The organism is Pseudomonas entomophila (genome assembly GCF_023277925.1).
GTDB classification, from domain to species: domain Bacteria; phylum Pseudomonadota; class Gammaproteobacteria; order Pseudomonadales; family Pseudomonadaceae; genus Aquipseudomonas; species Aquipseudomonas entomophila_D.
On sequence record NZ_CP063832.1, the window covers coordinates 1,931,488 to 1,951,624 of the forward strand.

At 66.3% G+C, this 20,137-nt stretch carries 6 protein-coding genes; 3 read left to right on the plus strand and 3 right to left on the minus strand.

Going from position 1 to position 20,137, the window contains the following annotated elements:
* Positions 1-98: 98 nt before the first annotated feature.
* The 3 genes from IM733_RS08250 to IM733_RS08260 all read left to right on the plus strand — a co-directional run bounded on the left by IM733_RS08250 (position 99) and on the right by IM733_RS08260 (position 2,847).
* Positions 99-305, plus strand: coding sequence for a DUF6434 domain-containing protein (locus tag IM733_RS08250; protein WP_248920402.1), 207 nt, complete (start codon positions 99-101; stop codon positions 303-305).
* Positions 306-401: 96 nt separating this feature from the next.
* Entirely contained in the window at positions 402-683 is a 282-nt protein-coding gene (locus IM733_RS08255; RefSeq protein WP_248920403.1) for a hypothetical protein, read from the plus strand.
* 577 nt (positions 684-1,260) lie between these two features.
* On the plus strand, positions 1,261-2,847 hold the full coding sequence (locus IM733_RS08260; RefSeq protein ID WP_248920404.1) for an ABC-F family ATPase: 1,587 nt from the start codon (positions 1,261-1,263) through the stop codon (positions 2,845-2,847).
* 237 nt (positions 2,848-3,084) lie between these two features.
* Here the strand turns inward: IM733_RS08260 and IM733_RS08265 are convergent, their stop codons facing one another.
* The 3 genes from IM733_RS08265 to IM733_RS08275 form a co-directional block, all read right to left on the minus strand.
* Positions 3,085-5,844, minus strand: a complete 2,760-nt coding sequence (locus tag IM733_RS08265; RefSeq protein ID WP_248920405.1) for a hypothetical protein — start codon at positions 5,842-5,844, stop codon at positions 3,085-3,087.
* Positions 5,845-6,039: 195 nt separating this feature from the next.
* On the minus strand, positions 6,040-18,573 hold the full coding sequence (locus IM733_RS08270; RefSeq protein WP_248920406.1) for a filamentous haemagglutinin family protein: 12,534 nt from the start codon (positions 18,571-18,573) through the stop codon (positions 6,040-6,042).
* A 366-nt stretch (positions 18,574-18,939) separates the two neighbouring features.
* Positions 18,940-20,100, minus strand: a complete 1,161-nt coding sequence (locus tag IM733_RS08275; RefSeq protein ID WP_248920407.1) for a substrate-binding domain-containing protein — start codon at positions 20,098-20,100, stop codon at positions 18,940-18,942.
* Between the last annotated feature and the right edge of the window lie 37 nt (positions 20,101-20,137).

Below are 20,137 nucleotides of genomic sequence, written 5' to 3' on the forward strand. Positions count from 1 at the left end.
AGTTGCGAGCCGGTAGCCACCGGCCCGCAACGTGTCGGTCATCTTGAGGCGCGCGCAGTGCTACGCTCCGAGTGAACATGGCCATCCAAGGATTGAAAATGGGCTTTGACTGGCACGCTGGACCGATCACCCGCGCCACCCCACTGGACAACAACTACCGGAACACGCAGAAGGTTCGGCAGTTCCTGGTCGCTGAGTGCGGCGAGTCCTTCAAGTTCGACCGCGCCTTCATGGCCTGGATCAACAGCGGCGCACCCACCACCATGGGGGACGTCGCAGATGAATGGCTGCGCAGGCACCCGTGACGACTGCGGGACCTGATAACGCCTGGCTGCAGACCACAACCCTGCCCCGCCTGAGCCAGTCAGCAATTGCGAAAACTCAAACTATATGGAAATAGCATGAAGAAAATAGTCATGGTCTTGGCATTATCGGCGCTGTTCGGTTGCGCACATGAAAAGTCGCAATACGTGCTTGATGTCGAGAATGCCCCAGATCCCGTTTCAACCGAAGCGAAAGCCTCCGAGTGCGCCCACCTTTTCAGTGAGATTGACCGTAACAACGCTGCCATGGCGAAGCGTTATCAAGACGGTAGTTTCTCGATGAGCCAACAGAACGAGAAGGATGCTCGCAACGAAGCGCTTTCCATTCGGACGTTCAAAATTGGCTGTCCACGCCGATAGGAACTGGCGGGTGTTTCAGCATTACCGCCAGAACGCCTTGCCTCCTGCGCGTGCCGCATGAGCGACTGAGGCAAGGGTGGCCTTGACAGGGGGGGGAAATCTGCACGTCGATTCGGGAAGTGCCGGATGGGCTGCATGATCGAGCGCTCAATGCCATCAAGGCAGGTGCGTCGCTTGGTCAACCAGGGGCGAACGGTTCCACCATCGCCCTACCCCACAAGTCATTTGTGCTCAAACCAGGCAAAGGTGGGCTGTGGTTCAACGAACCAAGTGTTACAATCCGCCAATTCAAATCAGCGCTCAAGGCGCTGGACATTCGTGAACGCCGTCAGTACGACACCCGCCACCTCCGCGCGCCCCTGAGCCTTATGGCTGGGATGAACCGAAGCGTTCATCACGAACCAGCTTGGCCATAGCGTCGAGATGTTGCTCTCTACCTACGCGAAATGGATCAGCTCCTCCTCGGACTGGAGGGCGCTTGAGAAGCTGCCGCCCTCTCGTCTGATGGGGCCTCCATGGAGGCACAGACCGACGAGCGAGCCTTAATACACCTCTGGAACCCCCGCAGGACAAGCACTTGATTTCCACAGCCAATATCACCATGCAGTTCGGCTCCAAGCCGCTGTTCGAAAACGTCTCGGTCAAATTCAACAACGGCAACCGCTACGGCCTGATCGGCGCCAACGGTTGCGGCAAGTCGACCTTCATGAAGATCCTCGGCGGCGACCTGGAGCCGTCCGGCGGCCAGGTGATGCTCGAGCCGAACACCCGCCTGGGCAAGCTGCGCCAGGATCAGTTCGCCTATGAAGAGTTCACCGTGATCGACACGGTGATCATGGGCCACGAGCAGCTGTGGAAGGTCAAGGCCGAGCGTGACCGCATCTACTCGCTGCCGGAAATGACCGAGGAAGACGGCATGGCCGTCGCCGAGCTGGAAACCGAATTCGCCGAGATGGACGGCTACACCGCCGAATCCCGCGCCGGCGAGCTGCTGCTGGGCCTGGGCATTCCACTGGAACAGCACTTCGGCCCGATGAGCGAAGTGGCCCCGGGCTGGAAACTGCGCGTGCTGCTGGCCCAGGCGCTGTTCTCCGACCCGGACGTGCTGCTGCTCGACGAGCCGACCAACCACCTGGACATCAACACCATCCGCTGGCTGGAAACGATTCTCACGGCGCGTAACAGCACCATGATCATCATTTCCCACGACCGTCACTTCCTCAACAGCGTCTGCACCCACATGGCCGACCTGGACTACGGTGAGCTGCGCCTGTTCCCAGGCAACTACGACGAGTACATGACCGCCGCCACCCAGGCCCGCGAGCAGCTGCTGTCGGACAACGCCAAGAAGAAAGCCCAGATCGCCGAGCTGCAGACCTTCGTCAGCCGCTTCTCGGCCAACGCCTCCAAGGCCAAGCAGGCCACCTCGCGCGCCAAGCAGATCGACAAGATCCAGCTGGCCGAGGTCAAGCCGTCGAGCCGGGTCAGCCCGTTCATCCGCTTCGAGCAAACCAAAAAACTGCACCGCCAGGCCGTTACCGTCGAGAAGATGGCCAAGGCCTTCGACGACAAGGTGTTGTTCAAGGACTTCAGCTTCGCTATCGAAGCCGGCGAGCGCGTGGCCATCATCGGCCCCAACGGCATCGGCAAGACCACCCTGCTGCGCACCCTGGTCGGTGAAATGACCCCGGACAAGGGCGAAGTGAAATGGACCGACAGCGCCGAAGTGGGCTACTACGCCCAGGACCACGCCCACGACTTCGAGGACGACGTCACCCTGTTCGACTGGATGGGCCAGTGGACCAGCGGTGAGCAGGTGATCCGCGGCACCCTGGGGCGCATGCTGTTCTCCAACGACGAGATCCTCAAGTCGGTGAAGGTGATCTCCGGTGGCGAGCAGGGCCGCATGCTGTTCGGCAAGCTGATCCTGCAGAAGCCCAACGTGCTGGTGATGGACGAACCGACCAACCACCTGGACATGGAATCGATCGAGGCGCTGAACCTGGCGTTGGAGAACTACCCAGGCACCCTGCTGTTCGTCAGCCATGACCGTGAGTTCGTGTCGTCCCTGGCCACCCGTATCATCGAGCTGACGCCTGATGGCGTGGTCGATTTCAGCGGCACCTACGACGACTACCTGCGTAGCCAGGGCGTGTTGGTCTGACACCGTCCCAGTAAGCGGATCGTTCCGCAGATACGCCGTCTAACCGGCGCCTGCCAGGGGGCATTCGTTGCCCCCTGGCCATTCGCCGGTTTACCGTGATAAGCCGAAAACAGGCTAACACCTCCCAAGAGTGCTCGACATCCAGACGTTCAGGGATTCTCCGAACAAGCTTCCCTATGCTGAAGGGCTGTTATAACTCAGCGTCAGAGAGCAGTTAGGATGGTATGAATTTCTGTATCAAATAAATCTACACCAACTCCTATCGTGCAAAATCCTTGCGCCCCCGGGGGGGTATCTAGAAATTATCCAGGACAAACTATTACCGGTAAAACGTACTTGAGCGTAAAATATTGGAAGAGCAATAGGATGGAGACTCACAACATGTCTTAGCAAATGCGCTTTCGCGTCTATCTCAGCCAGAGGGCTGTTATCTTTCAGCTTCACCACATAAATAACGCTCTCTTCATTAATCGGTATAGTGAGAGTAAGATCAAACTCGAGTTCATCGACAAGCTCATTTGAAATCAACGCGACCGGCATACTCAACGAAACATCAAAACCCTCCACCGACAACTCCAGATCACCCAGACCGCTGAAACCCCTGATCGTCAGATCCCAACTTACACTTCCTGCCTGCATAGACTGGGAACTGCCAAGCTTCGGATTGGCGACAATACTCTCCTGTGGCAGAGCACCTTCTTTCAATATCATGCTGGCCATGAGATACATTCTTCCCAGCGGGCTGTTTATCCCCTCCCTGGGCACCAACTTTACCGTGTAACGACCCCCGCGGCGCATTACCTGTTTATTATTTCTAAACTCCGCACCTTCGACGAACACTTCTGCTTCTTCCGCCAGATTGTTTGACATCACGTACCCCTTCTCCATCCTCAAGGGGGTCGTGAAACCCGGCACCACAACATGCAGGCCAAACTCACCGCGAACGCCTTTCGGTTTGATCGTCCAGGTGGCGCCACTGTCCGTAACCTCGGCCAGTGTTCCGTAGGACGGTGTCGCGGGCATTTCGTCTTCCGTCAATTGCGCTTCCAGCCCGTCGAACATCAGCTTGGCAACAAGCCCCGTCAGGCCCAGTGGGCTGTCCTTCTTCGGCACGATACGCACGCTACTTTCCACACCCACATGGAAAATCCATTGCCCGCGCACCTTGACCGTCTCCACCTCCAGAACAGCTTCGTCATCCAAAGCCTCTGACAACAGCAACACCGTCGGCAATGTCGCTGACACCAAGAAACCTTCGACATCGATCGTCAGGCCAAAACTGCCACTGAGGTTTGCCCCTATCAGTGTCCACTCCACCCCATCCGCGGTCATCGGTCGTTCGTTGCCGTAGTCCGGGCTTGCCGTTACCTTGTCCGAGGTCAGGCTGCCGTTCACAAAGCCCATGCTGCATTTTCCATTCGCCAGCAGCAGCGGGCTATCGGGCTTGGGCTTGACCTTTATCGTACGCGCCGTGCTTCGACGGAAAATCAATACTTCACTCACCGCATCGCCATCGATGGTCACATCCACTTCATCACTCAAGTTCTGTGACAGCAATGCCGCAGGTCCCAAGGTGAATGACCCGAAATTATCCGCGAACACGTTAAGCCCAAACTTGCCACTGGCATCCACACCGGTGACCTCCCATTCCAGCCCCTGCTCAGTCATCGGCCGCTTGGTGCCGAAGGCAGGGACTGCCGACATCGTGTCCGGGGGAAGCTCGCTGCCGCTCCAAACGGTCATGTGGGATGCCCAATCCAAGCCCGGCAGTGGACTTCCTGGCTTGGGCTTGACCTTTATCCTGCGCGCCGCCCCACGACGGAAAATCAACGGGAACGCCAAGGGCTGGTCGTCGATGGTCATGTCGACTTCATCATAGAGATAGGCTGAAACCTGCACGCCAGGCATCTGCATCGGCGCGTCCTCGTCCAACTGCGACGCCGTCGCCATCAGGCTGAACAGTCCGCTTTCGCCACCACCTGTGATTTGCCATTCAAGACCGCCGCCAGGCATTTCCCGAGCTTCCTTGGGGGCGAACTCAATACCCAACTGCTCGCTCCCCTTAGACCAACCGAGCGCAATAGACTGGCCGATAAAGAAATCGTTACCCGCCTTGGGCATCAGCTTCAATGTGTAGCGACCTTCCCGAACCAGGCACAGGCCAGCCGGCGTGGGTTCAATAACGTTCCCTCCCCCATCGCGCAGTTCCAGCACCAGCCCCTCAGACCAGGGGTCGCTGATAAATGCCGGGATGCTTTGCTCGCATGCGCTCGTGTGACCAAATGCGTCTTCATAGGTGACGTCGAAATTGATACGGCCGTTATCGATGTCCGCTAACTGGGCCTTGTACTCCAACTTCGAGTGGCCCTCCTTATCAGTCGGGATGTATTGAATATCCTGCCCGCCAACCTTCCACCCCACCAAGACTCCTGGAGCAGGGCGACTGGCGTCAAAGTCACTGCTGACCGTGGCGGTCAGGGTCGTGGAATTCCCTTGATCGACGATCGGGTACGTGCCATCCCACTCCAGGTCGGTAATGCGCCCCCAGTAATCGCCCACTTGCGCTTCAAGCGGGTAGATGGGCGCCTGCCAGTAGCTGCCCAAGCCCAAGGTCACATCACCGGACATCACGCCATGGGCGCCTGTCGCCGTCAGTTGCCACTCGGCGCCTGCCGCAGGCAAGTCCTGGTAGGCGGTGTCCTGATCGTTAGTGTCGGTAACGAATTCAGGACCCGCTTCCAAGCCATAACTGCCTGGCGTGCCCTCGGTACCCATCCAGCGCAGGCTGAGCCGCTGATCCACCCAGGTACTGCCATGCGGCGCAATGACTTCCAGGCGATGCGTGGCGCCATGGCACAGTTTGAACGGCGGCGCATCCTGGGGGATATCGTGCTCCGGGTTGCCGTCCGGCGACTGCACGATCAAGCGCACAGGCGAGGCGGCTTTCTCGATGGGTTGAGACACTACCTGGACGCGAGGGTCTTCTTGCTTGGACATGGCAATCTCCGACGAGTGTCTGCACAGTGCTGCGAAGACTCTAATGCGTTGCCCCAGCCTCGAAAACTGACAGAAATACCAGGTAGGCACCCCCTGGAGCCTGGGCGACGACGTTCCGCCTGTGCTATCGAGGAACGGCTGTTGGCCGGCAAAGCCGGCTCCAACAGGGGGCGGCTTTGCCGGTGAGGGCTGGCCTCATAGCAGCAGGTTGCCCCGCTCCTCTTCGGTCAACTGGGCCTTGGCCTGCTCGTCCAGCGCGCCCGCACCCAACACCTGCACCGGGCTCTGGCGGTTGTACTGCGGGTTCAGGCTCGCCCCGTCCTGCCCTGGAACCAGCTTTTCACCACCGAACCCCAGCACCTGCACGGTGATCACCGACGGCTGCCGCGCCCGGGCCGCTGACTGCTGCTGGCGGCCGGCCTGCTCCGCCGCCTGGGTGGCCGACGAGGCCGCCGCGCTGGCCGAGGCGATCGCCCCGGTATTCACCGACGCCACCACCGGCATGCCCTTGGCGTCACCCTGAACCTGAATGTTGGCGGCGTTGACCACCTGCAACGCGGCGATGTTGACGTTGCCCGACACACGAATCCCAGCCTCGCCGGCATCGATGGTGCCCAACGGCGCGATCAGGTCGATGTCACCCGGCGGCACCTCGGCGATCGGGTTGAGCGTGGCGATACCGGCACCGGTGCTGGGTACGCTCGGCGCCAGGCCGACGTTGCCCCACAAGTCATAGGTGCGCTTGGGCGGGGTATAGACCACGGTGGTCTTCGAACCACGGCCGGCGTTGATGTCACCGCTGGCCGACCAACCGAGGATCGAGCCGCCGAAGGTGGTCATGATGCGGCTCTGGCCGAGCAGGATGCTGCCCTGGGCATACAGCTGGATATCGCCGCTGCCCTGGGTGATCACCCCGGCGCTGGCCGGTGGCGCCGCGCCTTCGATACCGAACACCTGCTGGCCACCCGGCGTCAGCACCTGGATATCGCCCCCGAAGTCGGTGTGGATGCCGGCGCCGCCGTAGAACGTGGCATTGCCGCCGTAGCGAATCAGGTTGCCGGCCACGTCCTTGTCGGGGAACAGCGTGGCGATGGCCTGGCGCCCGCGCAGGTAGCTGCCGGTGCGTGGGCCGTCGAGGTCGTTGTACTCGCGCCCACCCTCGCGCAGTTCGGCGAAGTACACCTGGCGGGCGAAGATGCGCTGCTGTTCGGCGGGCAGCGTGGCGAACAAGGCGCGGGCCGCTTCGCCGTCACCTTCGAAGGCATGGCGCTCACGCAACCAGGCCTGCAACGCGTGCTCGTAGGCCTTCACGACTTTGTCCGGTTGCCCGCTCAGGGGTTGCGACGGGTCGGCCAGGCGCGCGGGGTCGAGATAGCGGCGCAGCAGGCCAGCGTAGTCGGGGCCGTGCTCGCCGGCACCGACGATCAGCGCGACGGATGCGCCATCGCCGCCACCACCGCCAACCCGGCCGATACTGTTGATCGCCGCTTCCTGGTAGGCCGAACCCACGCCCTGCCCTGCCTGGAACAGATTGCGCCCGGCCACCACTTCCAGCAGCCCGGGGCCTGCGACGTTGAAGGTGCTCAGGCGAATATCGCGCCCCGCGCTGACCAGCGACACGTCGTTGCGGTCGCCATGGATGATCAGGTTGCCGGTGGACTGCACCGTGCCCTGGCTGCTGAACCGCGAGTGGGCAAGCTCACCCGGTGCGTCACGCCGCCCCTCCAGGGGCACGCCGGCATTGACGATGTCGCGCCCGGCCATGATCCGCGTCGGCCCTGCGCCTTGGTACAGTTTCAGGCCACTGCCACTGAAGGTGATCAGCTCACCGGTGTTCAGGCCGACGATGTCGCCTTGCAATGCGTAGAAGCGCGACGCCGCGCGCGGCTGCGCCCCCACGAGCGAGTAGGTGTTCAGGCCATAGGTGTACAACGGGTAGCTGCCCCGCTCGCCGGCCAGGTCGCCATGCAGGTTGCCGGCCTTGGTCTGGCCATTGCTCAAGCGGCCCAGGAACGCCGGGCGTTCCGGTGTAGCGAGTGGCGTGCTGTCGGTGCCGGCCTGGCTGATCACGTAGCCACCGGCGTAGATCGAGTTGCCGGCCAGCAGCTGCAGTTCGGTGTTGGCCGACGGCGCAGTCATCAATGAGTAGGGTGAGCTCTCGAAAATGCCGATGTCGGCGGCGGAGCTGCCGTAGTACAGGCTGCCATTGGCCGCGACCGCGCGCAGGGCGGTCGGATAGAACAGGCGCCCGCCATCGAGCGACAGGTTGGCGCTGGCAGCGCTTGTTTCATGGGGCGCCACCACCGGCACCAGGTTGCCCCCCGCGCTGAGCAGGTCGACCGCAGTGTCCGCTCGCCACAGCGAGAACCAGCTGAAGCCATCGGCCTTGTAGGCCCGGCCATCGTCGCCGGTGAACGGCAACGTGTTGTACTGCGCCACCCGGCCAGCATCGCCGACGCCTTTCACCACCACATCGCCGCGCGCCTGCACGCGCACCGCGCTGTCGCCTGGCGTCAGTACCAACCCACCGAGCGCCCTGGCACGGGTGGCGGTGTAAGGGTCGTAGGCGCGCGATTCGTGGGTATCGTGGAAGTTGTTGTAGCTGCCGTATTGCGGCTGGATCACCCCGACGCTCGCCGCCTCGACGCCCAGGGCGCCGCGCAGGTTGACCAGGGTGCCTGCCAGGTCCGTATTGGCCTTGGCGGCCGCGACTGCGCCCAGCCCAGGGTTGAGGCCGCCACCCACGCGCAGGTCCAGGTCGCCGCCACCGGTCTGCACCACCTGGCCATCGGCAGCGGCCCGGCCGCTGCTGGCCACCACCAGGTTGAGGCCCTGGCTGCGCTCGATGTCGGCCAGCTGTGCGCCGCTGGCCTGCAGCAAACCCGCCGCCCCGCCCACCGAGACGGCCAGGTTGCCGCCGCCCAAGGTACCGATGCCGGTGAAACCGACCAGCCACGGGTCGACGGGGTCTGCGCCAGGCTTGTGCGCATAGGTGCCGAAGTTGATGCCCCAGGCGGCCGGCGTTCCCGCCTCGCGCTGGCCCTGGCGCCACAGCCAGCCACCGACGGCGGCCGTGGCCTGCTGTGGACGGACACCGCCCGCCGCCTGCTTGCCGGCCACCAGGTTGCCGGTCAGGTTGCCGCCGGCCTCGATGCGTAGGTTACCGCCCTGTTCGGGGTACCAGGCACGGAAGTTCTGCGCGGTCACTGCCTCATACGTGGCGCCGGGCGCGCCCAGCAATGAACCGTCGGCTTGCTGGCCGCGGGCGATCAGGTGCGGGTCGCGGCCGTCGACGAGCAGCGCCGGGGCCTGGGTGCCGGCCGTGTAGACGCCGAACAGCGAATCCATGCGCCAGTCGCCGGCACTGATCAGGTCCAGGTCGCCGGTGCCGGTACGTAGCACGCTGAACAACTGGGTGGTCGGCGTGACCACGATATGTTCGGGCTCGGGCTTGGGCTGGCCGGGGTCGTCGATTTCGCGGCACCAGTCGGGCACCAGCTGGCAGAACACCAGCTGGTCCTCGGTCACCGGGTCGCCGGCCGGGAAGCCTGCGCCGTTGTCCGGGGCCCAGACGATGATCTTCTTGGGTGGCGCGGCCACGCACCAGTCGGGTACCAGTTCGCAGAACACCCGTTGGTCCTCGGCCACCGGCTCACCCGCTGGGAAGCCCGCACCGTTGTCCGCAGCCCAGACCAGGCCCGGCTTGGGCTTAGGTGCCGGCACGCACCAATCGGGCACCAGCTCGCAGAACATCAGCTGGTCCTCGGCCACCGGCTCACCCGCTGGGAAGCCGGCGCCATTGTCCGGCGCCCAGACCATGCCGGTGCCCGGCGCGGGGCCGCCGCCACCGGTCTTGACCTGGCTGGCGATGTAATGCTGGTCGGCCAGGCGCAGCAGGCCGGCATCCGGCTCCGGACGGGTCAGGCGATTGTCGGCGGCGTCCAGGTCGGCACCGGCCACCAGGCGTATCGACCACGACTGCGAGCCTTGCGCCAACATCGGCGCCAGGGCCCAGTTGCGGCCCTGCTGGCCATTGACCCGGGGGCGCAACTCGATCAGGTCGACACCCTCGGCCAGTTTCACCTCGGTGCCGGCTGGCAGCCGGGAACCGGCCGCCAGCGGCAAGGCTCCGCGCTGGCCGAGGCCGCCCTCGGGCAAGGTGACGCCCTTGCTCCAGGTGCCGCCCTGCACCGCCACCGCCACCGGCAGGCGGCTGCCGGCTTCCAGGCGGCTGCCCTGGGCCAGGGTGACCGCCTCCTTGAGCAACGTGCCGGCCGCGTACAGCAGGTTGCCCGCCTTGTCGTACACCGCCGCGTCGAGCACGGTGCCGGCAGGCAGGTTCAGCGCCGCCGCCAGGTACAGCGCGCCGGGCAGGCGGGTGTTGGCCGGCAAGGTGGTGTCAGCGAACGGCAGGTCGAAGTTGAGCACGCTGCCCCCCGGGTAGCGGGTGCCTTCGGCCAGTTCGACGCCGCTGCGCGGGATCACCAGGTCACTGTCGAACGGCTGCTTGCCCGGCAGCAGCAACCAGCCACGGCCATCCATGCGCGCCTCGTCGCTGGCGAACGCCGGCGGCGCGAAACCGTCGTTGATGCTGCCGTAGATCTCCAGGTTACCGCCGGCACGCAGCACCAGGTTGCCGACCTCGCCCGAGCCGTAGGCCAGGGTTTTCTGGAAGGCCGGGTTGAGGCTGGCGTAGCGATGGCCGGACAAGTCCAGGTCGCCCTGGACGATCAGGTCGGTAGCGCTGTCGACGGTGGCGATCTCCACCCCCGGGCGCAGGTGCAAGGCCTGGGCGTAGGTGTTGTTGTTCAGGCCGGCCAGGCGCTTGTCGAGCAGGTCGCGGTTGCCCAGCAGGGCATTGATGAACAGCTCGCTGCGCTGGTGCTTGGCGTCGAGGTAGGCCTGGTCGATGAACTGGAATGGCCTGCCGCTGGCGGCGATCCCCCCCTTGAGTGCGTCGCTGTAGCGCTGGTTGCCGACCACGGCAATACTGCGCGCACCGAGCATGTTCAAGGGCCCACGGGCATCGATGGCGATATCGCCGCTGATGTCGCTGCCCAGCCGCGGCGCCGTCAATTGCAGGGTACCGAGCGCACGCCCGTCATGCTGGCCCGGGCCGCTGCCGATGCTGGCCGTGGTGCCATGGCGCAGGTCGAAGGTCGCCCCGCTGGCCAGGGTCAGTTGCCCGTTGCCGCTGTTCAGTTCGATCAGCGCCCGGTTCGGTGCATCGATGATCGCACCACGGCTGTCGACCCTCAGCACACTGCCATGGGCATCCAGCTGGCCGCTGCCGGTCACGGTCAAGCCGTGCTTGGCGGCCAGGCGGATGCTGCCGACCTGTTCGCCGCTGGCATCGACCCGGCCGGCGACGGTCAGCTGGCCGTTGTCGAGGGAGATGTTGATGTCATGGGCCTTGAGCTCATTGCCGATGACCAGGTCGCCCTGCCGGATCTGGAATGCACGGCCGCCGAACACCTGGTCGCGGTTCAGGCGCTGGTTGAGGCCGGCGAAGTCATCCAGTTGCCGGGCGCGGATGTCCACCGCGCCCTGGGCGTAGGGCACCAGGGTGCCGCCGGCGTTGTAGTAGCCACTGGCGGCGCCAAGGTTCTGCCCGAGCAGCTCGACGCGCCCGCCCCGCTCGCCCAGGGCGATCGCGCTCAAGCGCCCGGCGCGGTTGTTGCTGGCGCTGAGGTCGATCCACGCGCCAGCGGCCTGGTGGATATCACCGTCGCGGCTGCGCAGCGCCAGGTCGCCGCCCCAGCTGTAGCGGGTCACGTCGTTGAACGTCAGGGCGCGGCCCGCCAGGTCGATGCGCGCGTGATCACCCAGGCGCAGATCGTCGTTGGCCTCGAGGGTCAGCTTACCGCTGGGCAGGCTGAAAGTGCCGTCGATGGCCAGGCGCTGGCCGCTCAAGGCCAGCTCCGCTCCCAGGCTGTCACGACCACTGGCCAGGGCCGTGCCACCGCCCAGCACGGTCAGTTGGCCACCCGCGACGATGCGGTTGACCGAGCCGGCGGCGCCGGTCCACAGCGGGGTGCTGACCCGCAGGTCGCCGCCCCTGTACTGGAAGCCGCCGTCGACGAACGCACCGCGCTGATGATGGATGCGCAGGCTGCCCGTGTGGTTGGCACTGATCTGGCGGCTGGCCTGCAGGGTGACACGGGTGAAACCCAGCACCTGGCGCGCCATGTCGTCGCTACCCTGGGGCTGGCTGTTGGGGCCATAGCCGAACGCCAGGCTGCCGACCTGGATATCCAGCACCCCGTCGCCGCTGCCGGCGCCCCCGGCGATGGGGGTGCCCGGCAGGTGGCGGGCGCCGCTCCAGATCAGGCTGTCGGTGCGCAGGGTGGCACGGTCGCTGGCGCTGCCGTGGCCATAGATCGCCGGGGTGGCGAGGATCAGGTCGTGCAGGCGATTGCGGCCGGTTTCGCGGTCGTAGGTGTCCAGGGTGGCGGTGCCGAAGAAATTCAGCGAGTCGGCCGCCGACAGGCTCAGGGTCTCCAGTGCCGGCACCCCCGCCTGGGTGTCGCCGCGCAGCAGGCGGTCGAGCACGGTCTGGTTCAGGGTCAGCCCGTCACCCAGGGTGCCGGTCGCCTTCGCGGCCGCCAAGGCCTCGGCGGAACCGACGTTGATCCGGCCCACCGCCAACCCCAGGTGCCGGGTACCGAAGCGCACCTGCTCATCCAGGCGGAAGGTCTTGTCGGTGGCGGCGAACAGCGAACCTTCCGAGTACAGCCGGGTGGTGCCCTGGCAGGCCCCGCTGGGGCAATCGCCGATCAGGATGCTGCCTGGCGCGAAGAGCTCTCCGGCCACCGCCGGCAAGACATCGAGGCGCCCGTTGGAGACCGCCAGCAGGCCATGCTGGTTGGGGTCGATGAGGAAACCGTCATTGGCATCGTAGGGCACCCGGCCCTGGCCCAAGGTGTCGATGGCCGCGCCCTGCTCGACGACGATGCCGCCGCCGCGCCTGCTGGTCGAGAGGAACACCTCGCCCGCCCGCAACTCGGCACCGGAGCGCACGCGGATGGCCGTGGTGTTCTCGGTGAGGCTGAGCAGGTTGCCGCCCTGGCCATAGCTCAATTGCGCACGGGCGCCGATGCTCAGGTGCGGCGCCTTCAGGGCGTTGAGCTCGCTGGCGAGGATCCGCGTCAGGTCAGCCGTGTCGGCCCGCCCGCCCGCCCCGGGGCCGAGGATCTCCAGGTGCTCCGCGCCCATGACGGTCGCGCTGCCTGGGCGCCCGCCCTCGGCGGCGGCGAAGTTGGCCTGCCCGGCAAAGCGCAAGGTGCTGGCCGCGTCGTCGTTGGCCCGCAGGCGCAGGGTCAGCCATTTGCCATCGGCTTCGGTCGCGGCGCGCGGCACGCCCTTGGCGGCGGCATCGGCGGCGACGAAGCGGGCATAGGTGGTCTCGTTGTACTGGGCGTAGCGCCGCAAGGTGTCGGCGGCGGTGAGGATGACCTGGCTGGCGAGCGGCTGGCGGACCGTGGTGTTGGCCACCGAGAGGCTGCCCGAGGTGGTCCAGGAACCATTGCGCATCGCCAGGCTGTCGGCCTGTGCCCCGGCCTGGGCCAGGCCGTTGAGTTCGACACGGTAAGCACCCGGCAACAGGGCATAGCTGGCCGGCAGCAAGGTGTAGGTGCCCGCGGCGAGGCCTGGCACGCCGTGGTCGAGGGTGATCCGCTGGCCGATGGCCGGGTCGGCCGCGCCGGAAGCACCCGCCAGGGGCGCATAGTCCTGGGCCAGCCCCGGCACGATGGCGTAGACCGGGTTGCTCGCCAACGACGGCAGCAGCAACCGGCCATGACTGTCCAGTTGCACCAGTGGGTGGTAACGCGCGTCAGTGGAGCCACCGCGCCCCGAGACGAAACCGGCGCCGGTAAGCTCGCCGCCACCAGACAGGTCGACCAGCGCCCCGGCCTGCACCTCCACCTGCCGAGCCCCAAGCATGACGCCGTGCGACGTGTCGCCCGCCGCCCCGATCAGGCTCACCGCCTTGCCGCCATACAGGTAGCTGAGCCCGTCGAGGGTGCCACCGTAAGGCATCAGCAGGCCTGCGGCGCTGACCGAGGTGATGCTGCCGGGTAGCAGCGTCAGCCGTTGCACATCGCCCGCCGAGCTACGTGCCTCGGTACCCAGGGCGACTTCACCGAGCGGCGCACGGACCACCCCGCCCTGCTCCACGGTACCGCCCTCCAGGCGCACGCGACCGAACACCGACTGTGGCACCGCCGGGGTGGCGGTGCCGACCCGCCCGATACGCAGGGTCGCGTCCAGGCCCGCAGCAATGGCACCGAACGCCCCTGTGACCGGATAGACCTGCGCGGCGACCAGTTCAAGGTCGGCGTTGCTGGTGAAGCGCCCGCGATCGACGGCCGGGTCGGAACTGCCCAGCAAGCGGATATCGCCTTCGCTGCGCAGGCGCCCCAGGGTGAAACCGCGCCGGTCGAACTGCAGGCTCTGGTTACCGGCCAGGTTCAGGCGCCCATTCGCGCCCAGGGTGACCTCGTCGCGCAGGTCGAGCAGGTTGGCCTCGACCTGCAACAGCGCTTCGCTGGCGCGTTGCGACTGCCCGCCCTTGACCGTGGGGCGCGTGGCCAGGTCGCCGCTGTGGTGCGTGCTGCCGGCCAGGCGTACGTATGGCGCGTGCAAGCGCACCCGGGTGTCGCTGGCCGCGCCTTCGGCGAGCACCAGGGAGCCGGTGTACAGGCGCAGGTCCTGGGCCAGCCCCAGGTCGACATCACCGGCGAATGCCAGCACGCCGTCGCTGAGCAGCGCCAGGCTGCCGAAACCACCGGCCTGGACGCGCTCGATGCTCAAGCGCCCCTGGCCATAACGCAACGGCCCTTGCGCGGCCGGGCTCGCGTGCTGCTCGAGCAGCAGTTCACGGGGCGCGACCAATCCATCCACCAGTGCCCGGTTGAGGTACAGCCCGGTGTCCAGCGCCACCGCCAGGCTGCCCGCCGCCGCGCCCTGGCCACCGGAGGCGGCGCTGAACTCGCCGTCCAGGCGCAAGCCGTTGTTCGATGCCAGGCTGATGCTGCCCCCGGCGCTAGCCACTTGCAGCGGCCCCTGGCCGCGTATGTCGAGGGTCGCCTGGGCACCGTCGGCGCGCAGGCGAGAGCCCTGTTCGAGCACCACGAACAGGTCGGCCGCCTCACTGACGCCCTTCGTTTGGTCGAGGTTGCCACCAATGACGATGCTGCCGCCGGCATCCACCCGGCCATAGCGCCGCCCTTGGCTGTCCAGGGCGGTGTAGGCGCGCCCCCTGACGTCGACCAGCGCCTCGCCACCGAGATTGATCGAACGTTGATGGGGCGCCTCGGCGATCCCCGACGCCGCCAGCGGCGCACGTTCCTGCAACAGGCTCACCGCGCCGCCCGGTGCTTGCAGGCTGCCGTCCAGCGTCAGTTGCGCAGTGCTGCGCAAGGCGATCGATTGCAGCGGGTCGACACTGATCGCGACGCCTCGGCCCACCACCAACGCCGCCGCTTCACGCTTGGCCTGGCTCAGCAGTGCATCGCCCGCCGCCAGGTTCAGGCTGGCGCCGCCACGTTGGCCAATGCGACCCTTGAGCGCATCCTCCTGCAACAACGGCGGCAGCCACAGTTTGGGCTGGCCGACCACCGCGTCACCGGCATCCAGCTGCTCCACCGGTCGGGTCACCTGCACCTGGCTGCCCTCGGCCACCCTCAGGCTACCGCTGGCCCGCACGGTGTACTGGGCAAAGCCCAGCGCGAAGAAGCCCTCGGGGAGATAGACACCGGCGGTATCGCCGCGCGGTCCACCGATTTGCACATTGCCACCGCGCATGTCGAGGGTGCCGGCGCCCATGCTGCCATACCCTCGCAGCTCGCCCCCGAGCTGCAATCGGCTGTTGCCATCGCTGCTCCCGGAGCTGTCGAAATAGGCTGTCTGCAAGGTGAGGTTGCCGCCGCTGCCGCCAAGCAGCCGATTGCCGTCGCCGCGTACCACGCCACCCGAAACGTCGAGCAGGCTGCCCTGGCCCAATACCAGGTCGCCGGTGCTGCGCAGCACCAGGTTGCCGCCATTGCGCCAGGCGCGCTCACTGGCATCGCCGTGGTCGCGGCGCACGCCACTGGCATCCAGGCGCACGCCCGGTGCGACGACCACCTGCGCCCGCAGCCCCGCCGGGGTTGCCAGCGCCTGGTCGATCACCGCGCCGGCATTGAGCTGGCCAAGCACGTTGCCCAGGCGCAGCGTGCCGCCCCGGGCGACCAGGCCGGCATCGACCTGCACCTGGCTGCCATGCAACGCCAGTTGCCCGCCATCGGCCAGGCGCAACGCATCGGCGACCTCGACCCGCTCGCTGGCGGCCACGCTCAGGCCGCCCAGGGCGAAACCGTTGAGCAAGCCTGTATCCAGCACCAGACGACCACGCCGGGCCTCGTCCAACGGCGCCTGCAAGGCCACGCCCGCGCTGCCGCCACGGGCACTGTCGCGCAGCAGCACCTGGCGCAGCACCGGGTACAGGCCATGCACCAGCTCCTTGCTCGACGCCTGGTACAACGGCACCTGCTGGCCAATGACCAACTGCGCGCCACGGGCCTGGGCGGTATGCGCTTGCTGGTAGCCATCCAGCGCGGCCACGGGGGCCTGCTGCTGGCGCTGGTCGCGCCAGGTCTCGCCGATCAGCTGGCCATCGAGCAGCGCGGCCTGGGTGGCGACCACCAGGCTGCCGGCATCGCGGCCCACGGTGTAGCCCTGTTCGAAACGCTGCCCTGGGGCGATCAGCGGGTTGTGGAACAGGCGGGTCTGCTTCCAGCGCACGCTGGTCTGCTCGAACCCCTGGTAGACACCGGTGTACAGCAGGTCGCCCGGCGCGCGGGACAGCTCGTACAGGTGACCATCCTCGCCGCGCAGCCAGCTCTGGCGGATGACGCCGTCCTGCACCGCCAGGGTGCCGCCGGACAGGTTGAACCGGGCACCGGCGCGGGTCACCAGGTCCTGGCCGGTGAAGGTGACCGTGCCGCCCTGGGCCATCCATTCGCCGACGCTGTGGTTGCGCGTGCCTAGATAGCCGCCGACCTCCAGCAGGCCGCCCGCCGTGTACCAGCGATCGCTGGCATAACCATTGACCCCAGCAGCCACATGCACCAGCTCACGCACGTCGACCCAGACATCGCTGTTGATCAGGCCGCCCTTGTCGCGATTGCCGGCCGCATCGCGTTGTTCGTTGCCCTGCACATTGATCTTGACGAGGTTGCTGTGCATCGCCACCTTGACGCCCAGGGCGCCGGCCACATCAATGCCCGCGCCATCCTCCACCAGGCTGCGCCGGCCCGCGCTGACCGCCACCTGCCCGCCCGTGGCGAGGGTCAGCGAGCCGTCCTGGAAGTGCACGGTGCCACCGCTCACCGCCTCCACCCGCGATTGCTCGGGGCGGTCGATGACCGTGCTGAGGTTGTCGAAACGGCCGCTGGCCAGGTTGCCGGCGCTGCCGTTGATCAATGCCCGCGAGGCTTCGCGCTGGCTGTCCAGGGCACTGCTGTCATCGAGCAGCACGGCCGTCACGCTGCCCCGGCCGAAGGTCACGCTGCCATTGCTGTCACTGGCCGCGTTGAGCAGGTGGATGCTGCCACGGCGGTCCACGGCAGTGCTGGCCAGGGCCACGCCCTCCTGGCGCACCTGGTGGCCGGTCAGGGTGATATCGCCGCCTGCAGCCTGGAGCAAACCACGGTTGGCGACAGTGCCTGCGCCGCTGTCGCCACGCAGGCTGCTGGCCACCTCATTGCCCCGGGTGGTCGAGAACGGGTTGGCCTCGGTGCCGCGCCCCCGACGGATGTAGAAGTCGTCACCCGCCGCCAGGGTGGTCTGGCCCTTGGGGCTGACGATCTGGCCGTCGTTACCTACCTCGCTGCCCAGCAACAGCACATAGCCGCCACCCGCGGTGGAGGTCGCCGGCTCCCGGGTGTGGATCTGCGCACCACGCTCGACCAGCACTTTGCCAGCGGCATTGGCGAAGGTGGCCTGGCTGCCACTGTTGTCGACATACAGCCCGCGCTGGCTGAACTGCTCGTCACTGATTTGGGCCGCGGCGGCCACCAGGTTGCGCACGTTGACCTGGCTGGTGCCGTTGAACACCACACCATTGCGGTTGACCAGCATCACCGTGCCGGCGGCTTCGATCTGACCATGGATCTGGCTGGGCCGGGCGTTGGGATCGTTGACTCGGTTGAGCACGGCCCACTGCGCCTGCTGGTCGAAGGTGACCGTGGTGTCGCGGCCGACGTTGAACGTCTCCCAGTTGAGGATGGCCTTGTCAGCGGTCTGCTCGATGCGCACCTGGGTCTTGCCGCCGTTCTGGGCCTGTTGCGGCGCCTTGGCGTTGAGCCAGCCTTGGGTCAGCGGGTTTTCGTCGACCTTCAGGCCGCCCTCGCCCAAGCCATTGGGCACCACCTGCGGCTGGACCTGGGCCAGGGTTCGTCCATTGGCCTGTGCCGCCTGCTGCGCGGCGATCGCGGCAACCGTGTTGTTGAGGTTGCTGACCGAATGCTGGAACTGTTGGTTGATGCGCTGCTGCTGGGCCAGGGGGGTGGCGAGCCCGGCTGCGGCAGGCCTGCGCCCCCCCCTGCGGCTGCGGCCGGTGCGGTCGAGGCGCCCTTGGCGGCGAACCAGGCCGAGCTGAACGCCTGGCCCGCCTGGGCGCTGCCCGCCAGCAGGAACAAGGCAATGGCCTGGGCCAGGGGCTTGAGCAGCAGGGGTTCGCCGCAAGACTTGCCACGCGGTTGCACGGCTAGGGCTGGGGAGGCTGGCTGGGGCATGCCGCGCGACATCGCTTCGGTTCCTTGTGCTGGGGGATGGCGGCGGTAATGCCGCTTTGCCATAAGGCGTTTGGAGCGGTGGGGGACCGAAGGTTTGTCATGCAAAGTTCATTTGCTTGCGCTAGGGGATTTCGAGGTGATCGACGGGAGGGTTTTAGCGCCTACAAGATCGAGCGCCGCGCGGGCGGCGCTCGATCCCCAGGGCGCTGCAAAACCCCCGCCAAGCACCTCGCAAGACCAACGCGAAAACCGGCAGTGCCCTACAGGCCACTGCCGGCTACCCGCCAATACCGGCAGGCGGTTTCAGCTACCCGTATTACAGGCGGCCAATCCCGTTGCACACCGCGCTGTTGTTGATGTCCAGGCCATCACCATAGGTGTTGTCCAGGAACACCTTCTTGATCTCGGCGGCATAGGTGGCCGGCAGATTGACGAAGGTGTGGGCGGTGATCAGGGTCGACTTGCTGCCGCTGTACAGGTCGTTCAGGAAACCGCGTACGGCGGTGGCGTCGGCGGCGTCCTTGTAGCACTGACCCACCAGCAGGTTGGTGTAACCCACGATCGGGTAGCCGGAGGTCGGTACCGGGCGGTCACCCGCGGCGGAGCCGAAGGTCGGCACCCACTTGCTCGGCTGGACACGATCGGCAAACGTGGCCGGGGCCACGGCGGTGCCGAGTGCGGTCTGGGCATTGGCGGCGGTCGGCAGCGGCGCCGTGCCAGCGGCTACCGGGTTCTTGCTGACGCGGGCGACCACGGCGTTGTTGCCTGGGTTGACGTAGTCAGGGCTGATGTAGCCGATGCTGCCATCGGTGGCGTTGACCTGGGTCATGACGTCACCACTGCCGGCGACACCTTTCCAGGTGGCAGGCACGGCCGTGAGCTTGGCGCTGGAGAAGGTGCTGCCGACCTTGAACTGGGTCGGGCAGGAATCGTTGAGGAAGCGGGTCAGCAACTCGGTGGTGCCGCTGCTGCCGGAGCGATAGACGATGGTGATCGGGGTGTTGTCGGCGGTGTTGAGCAACTGGCCCCAGGTGGTGGCCGAACCCGAGAACGCGGCGCACAGCTGGGCACCGCTCAGTTGCAGGGTCGTGTTGCCGGCTTTCTTGTAGGGAATGGTCACCGAAGTGCCCACGGACGGGATCTGGATCAGCTTGCCCCAGGCACCGCCGCGCGCGGCGTCGGCGGTGTAGTCGTTGATCTCGGTGGCGCTGAGCACCGAGTCGCTGCCGGCGTATTCGACGTTGGCACCGGCCTGGTTGACCGCACCGCCGTTGTTGAACAGGAAAGCGGTCTTGCCGCCGCCGCTGCCAACGCCGACGTAGGTGAAACCGGCGGGGAGGATGCCGGCCAGGGCGCCTTTGCCGTTGTACAGCGGCTCAGGCAAGGTGGCACCGCCACCGACAACGGCGGCCATGGATTGGGCCGAAGCCAGGGTAGCAGCCACCAGGGAGGCGGCGATCACAGTACGCTTAAACATGAAGCAATCTCCTATCGTCGTGTTCATACGTTGAGTG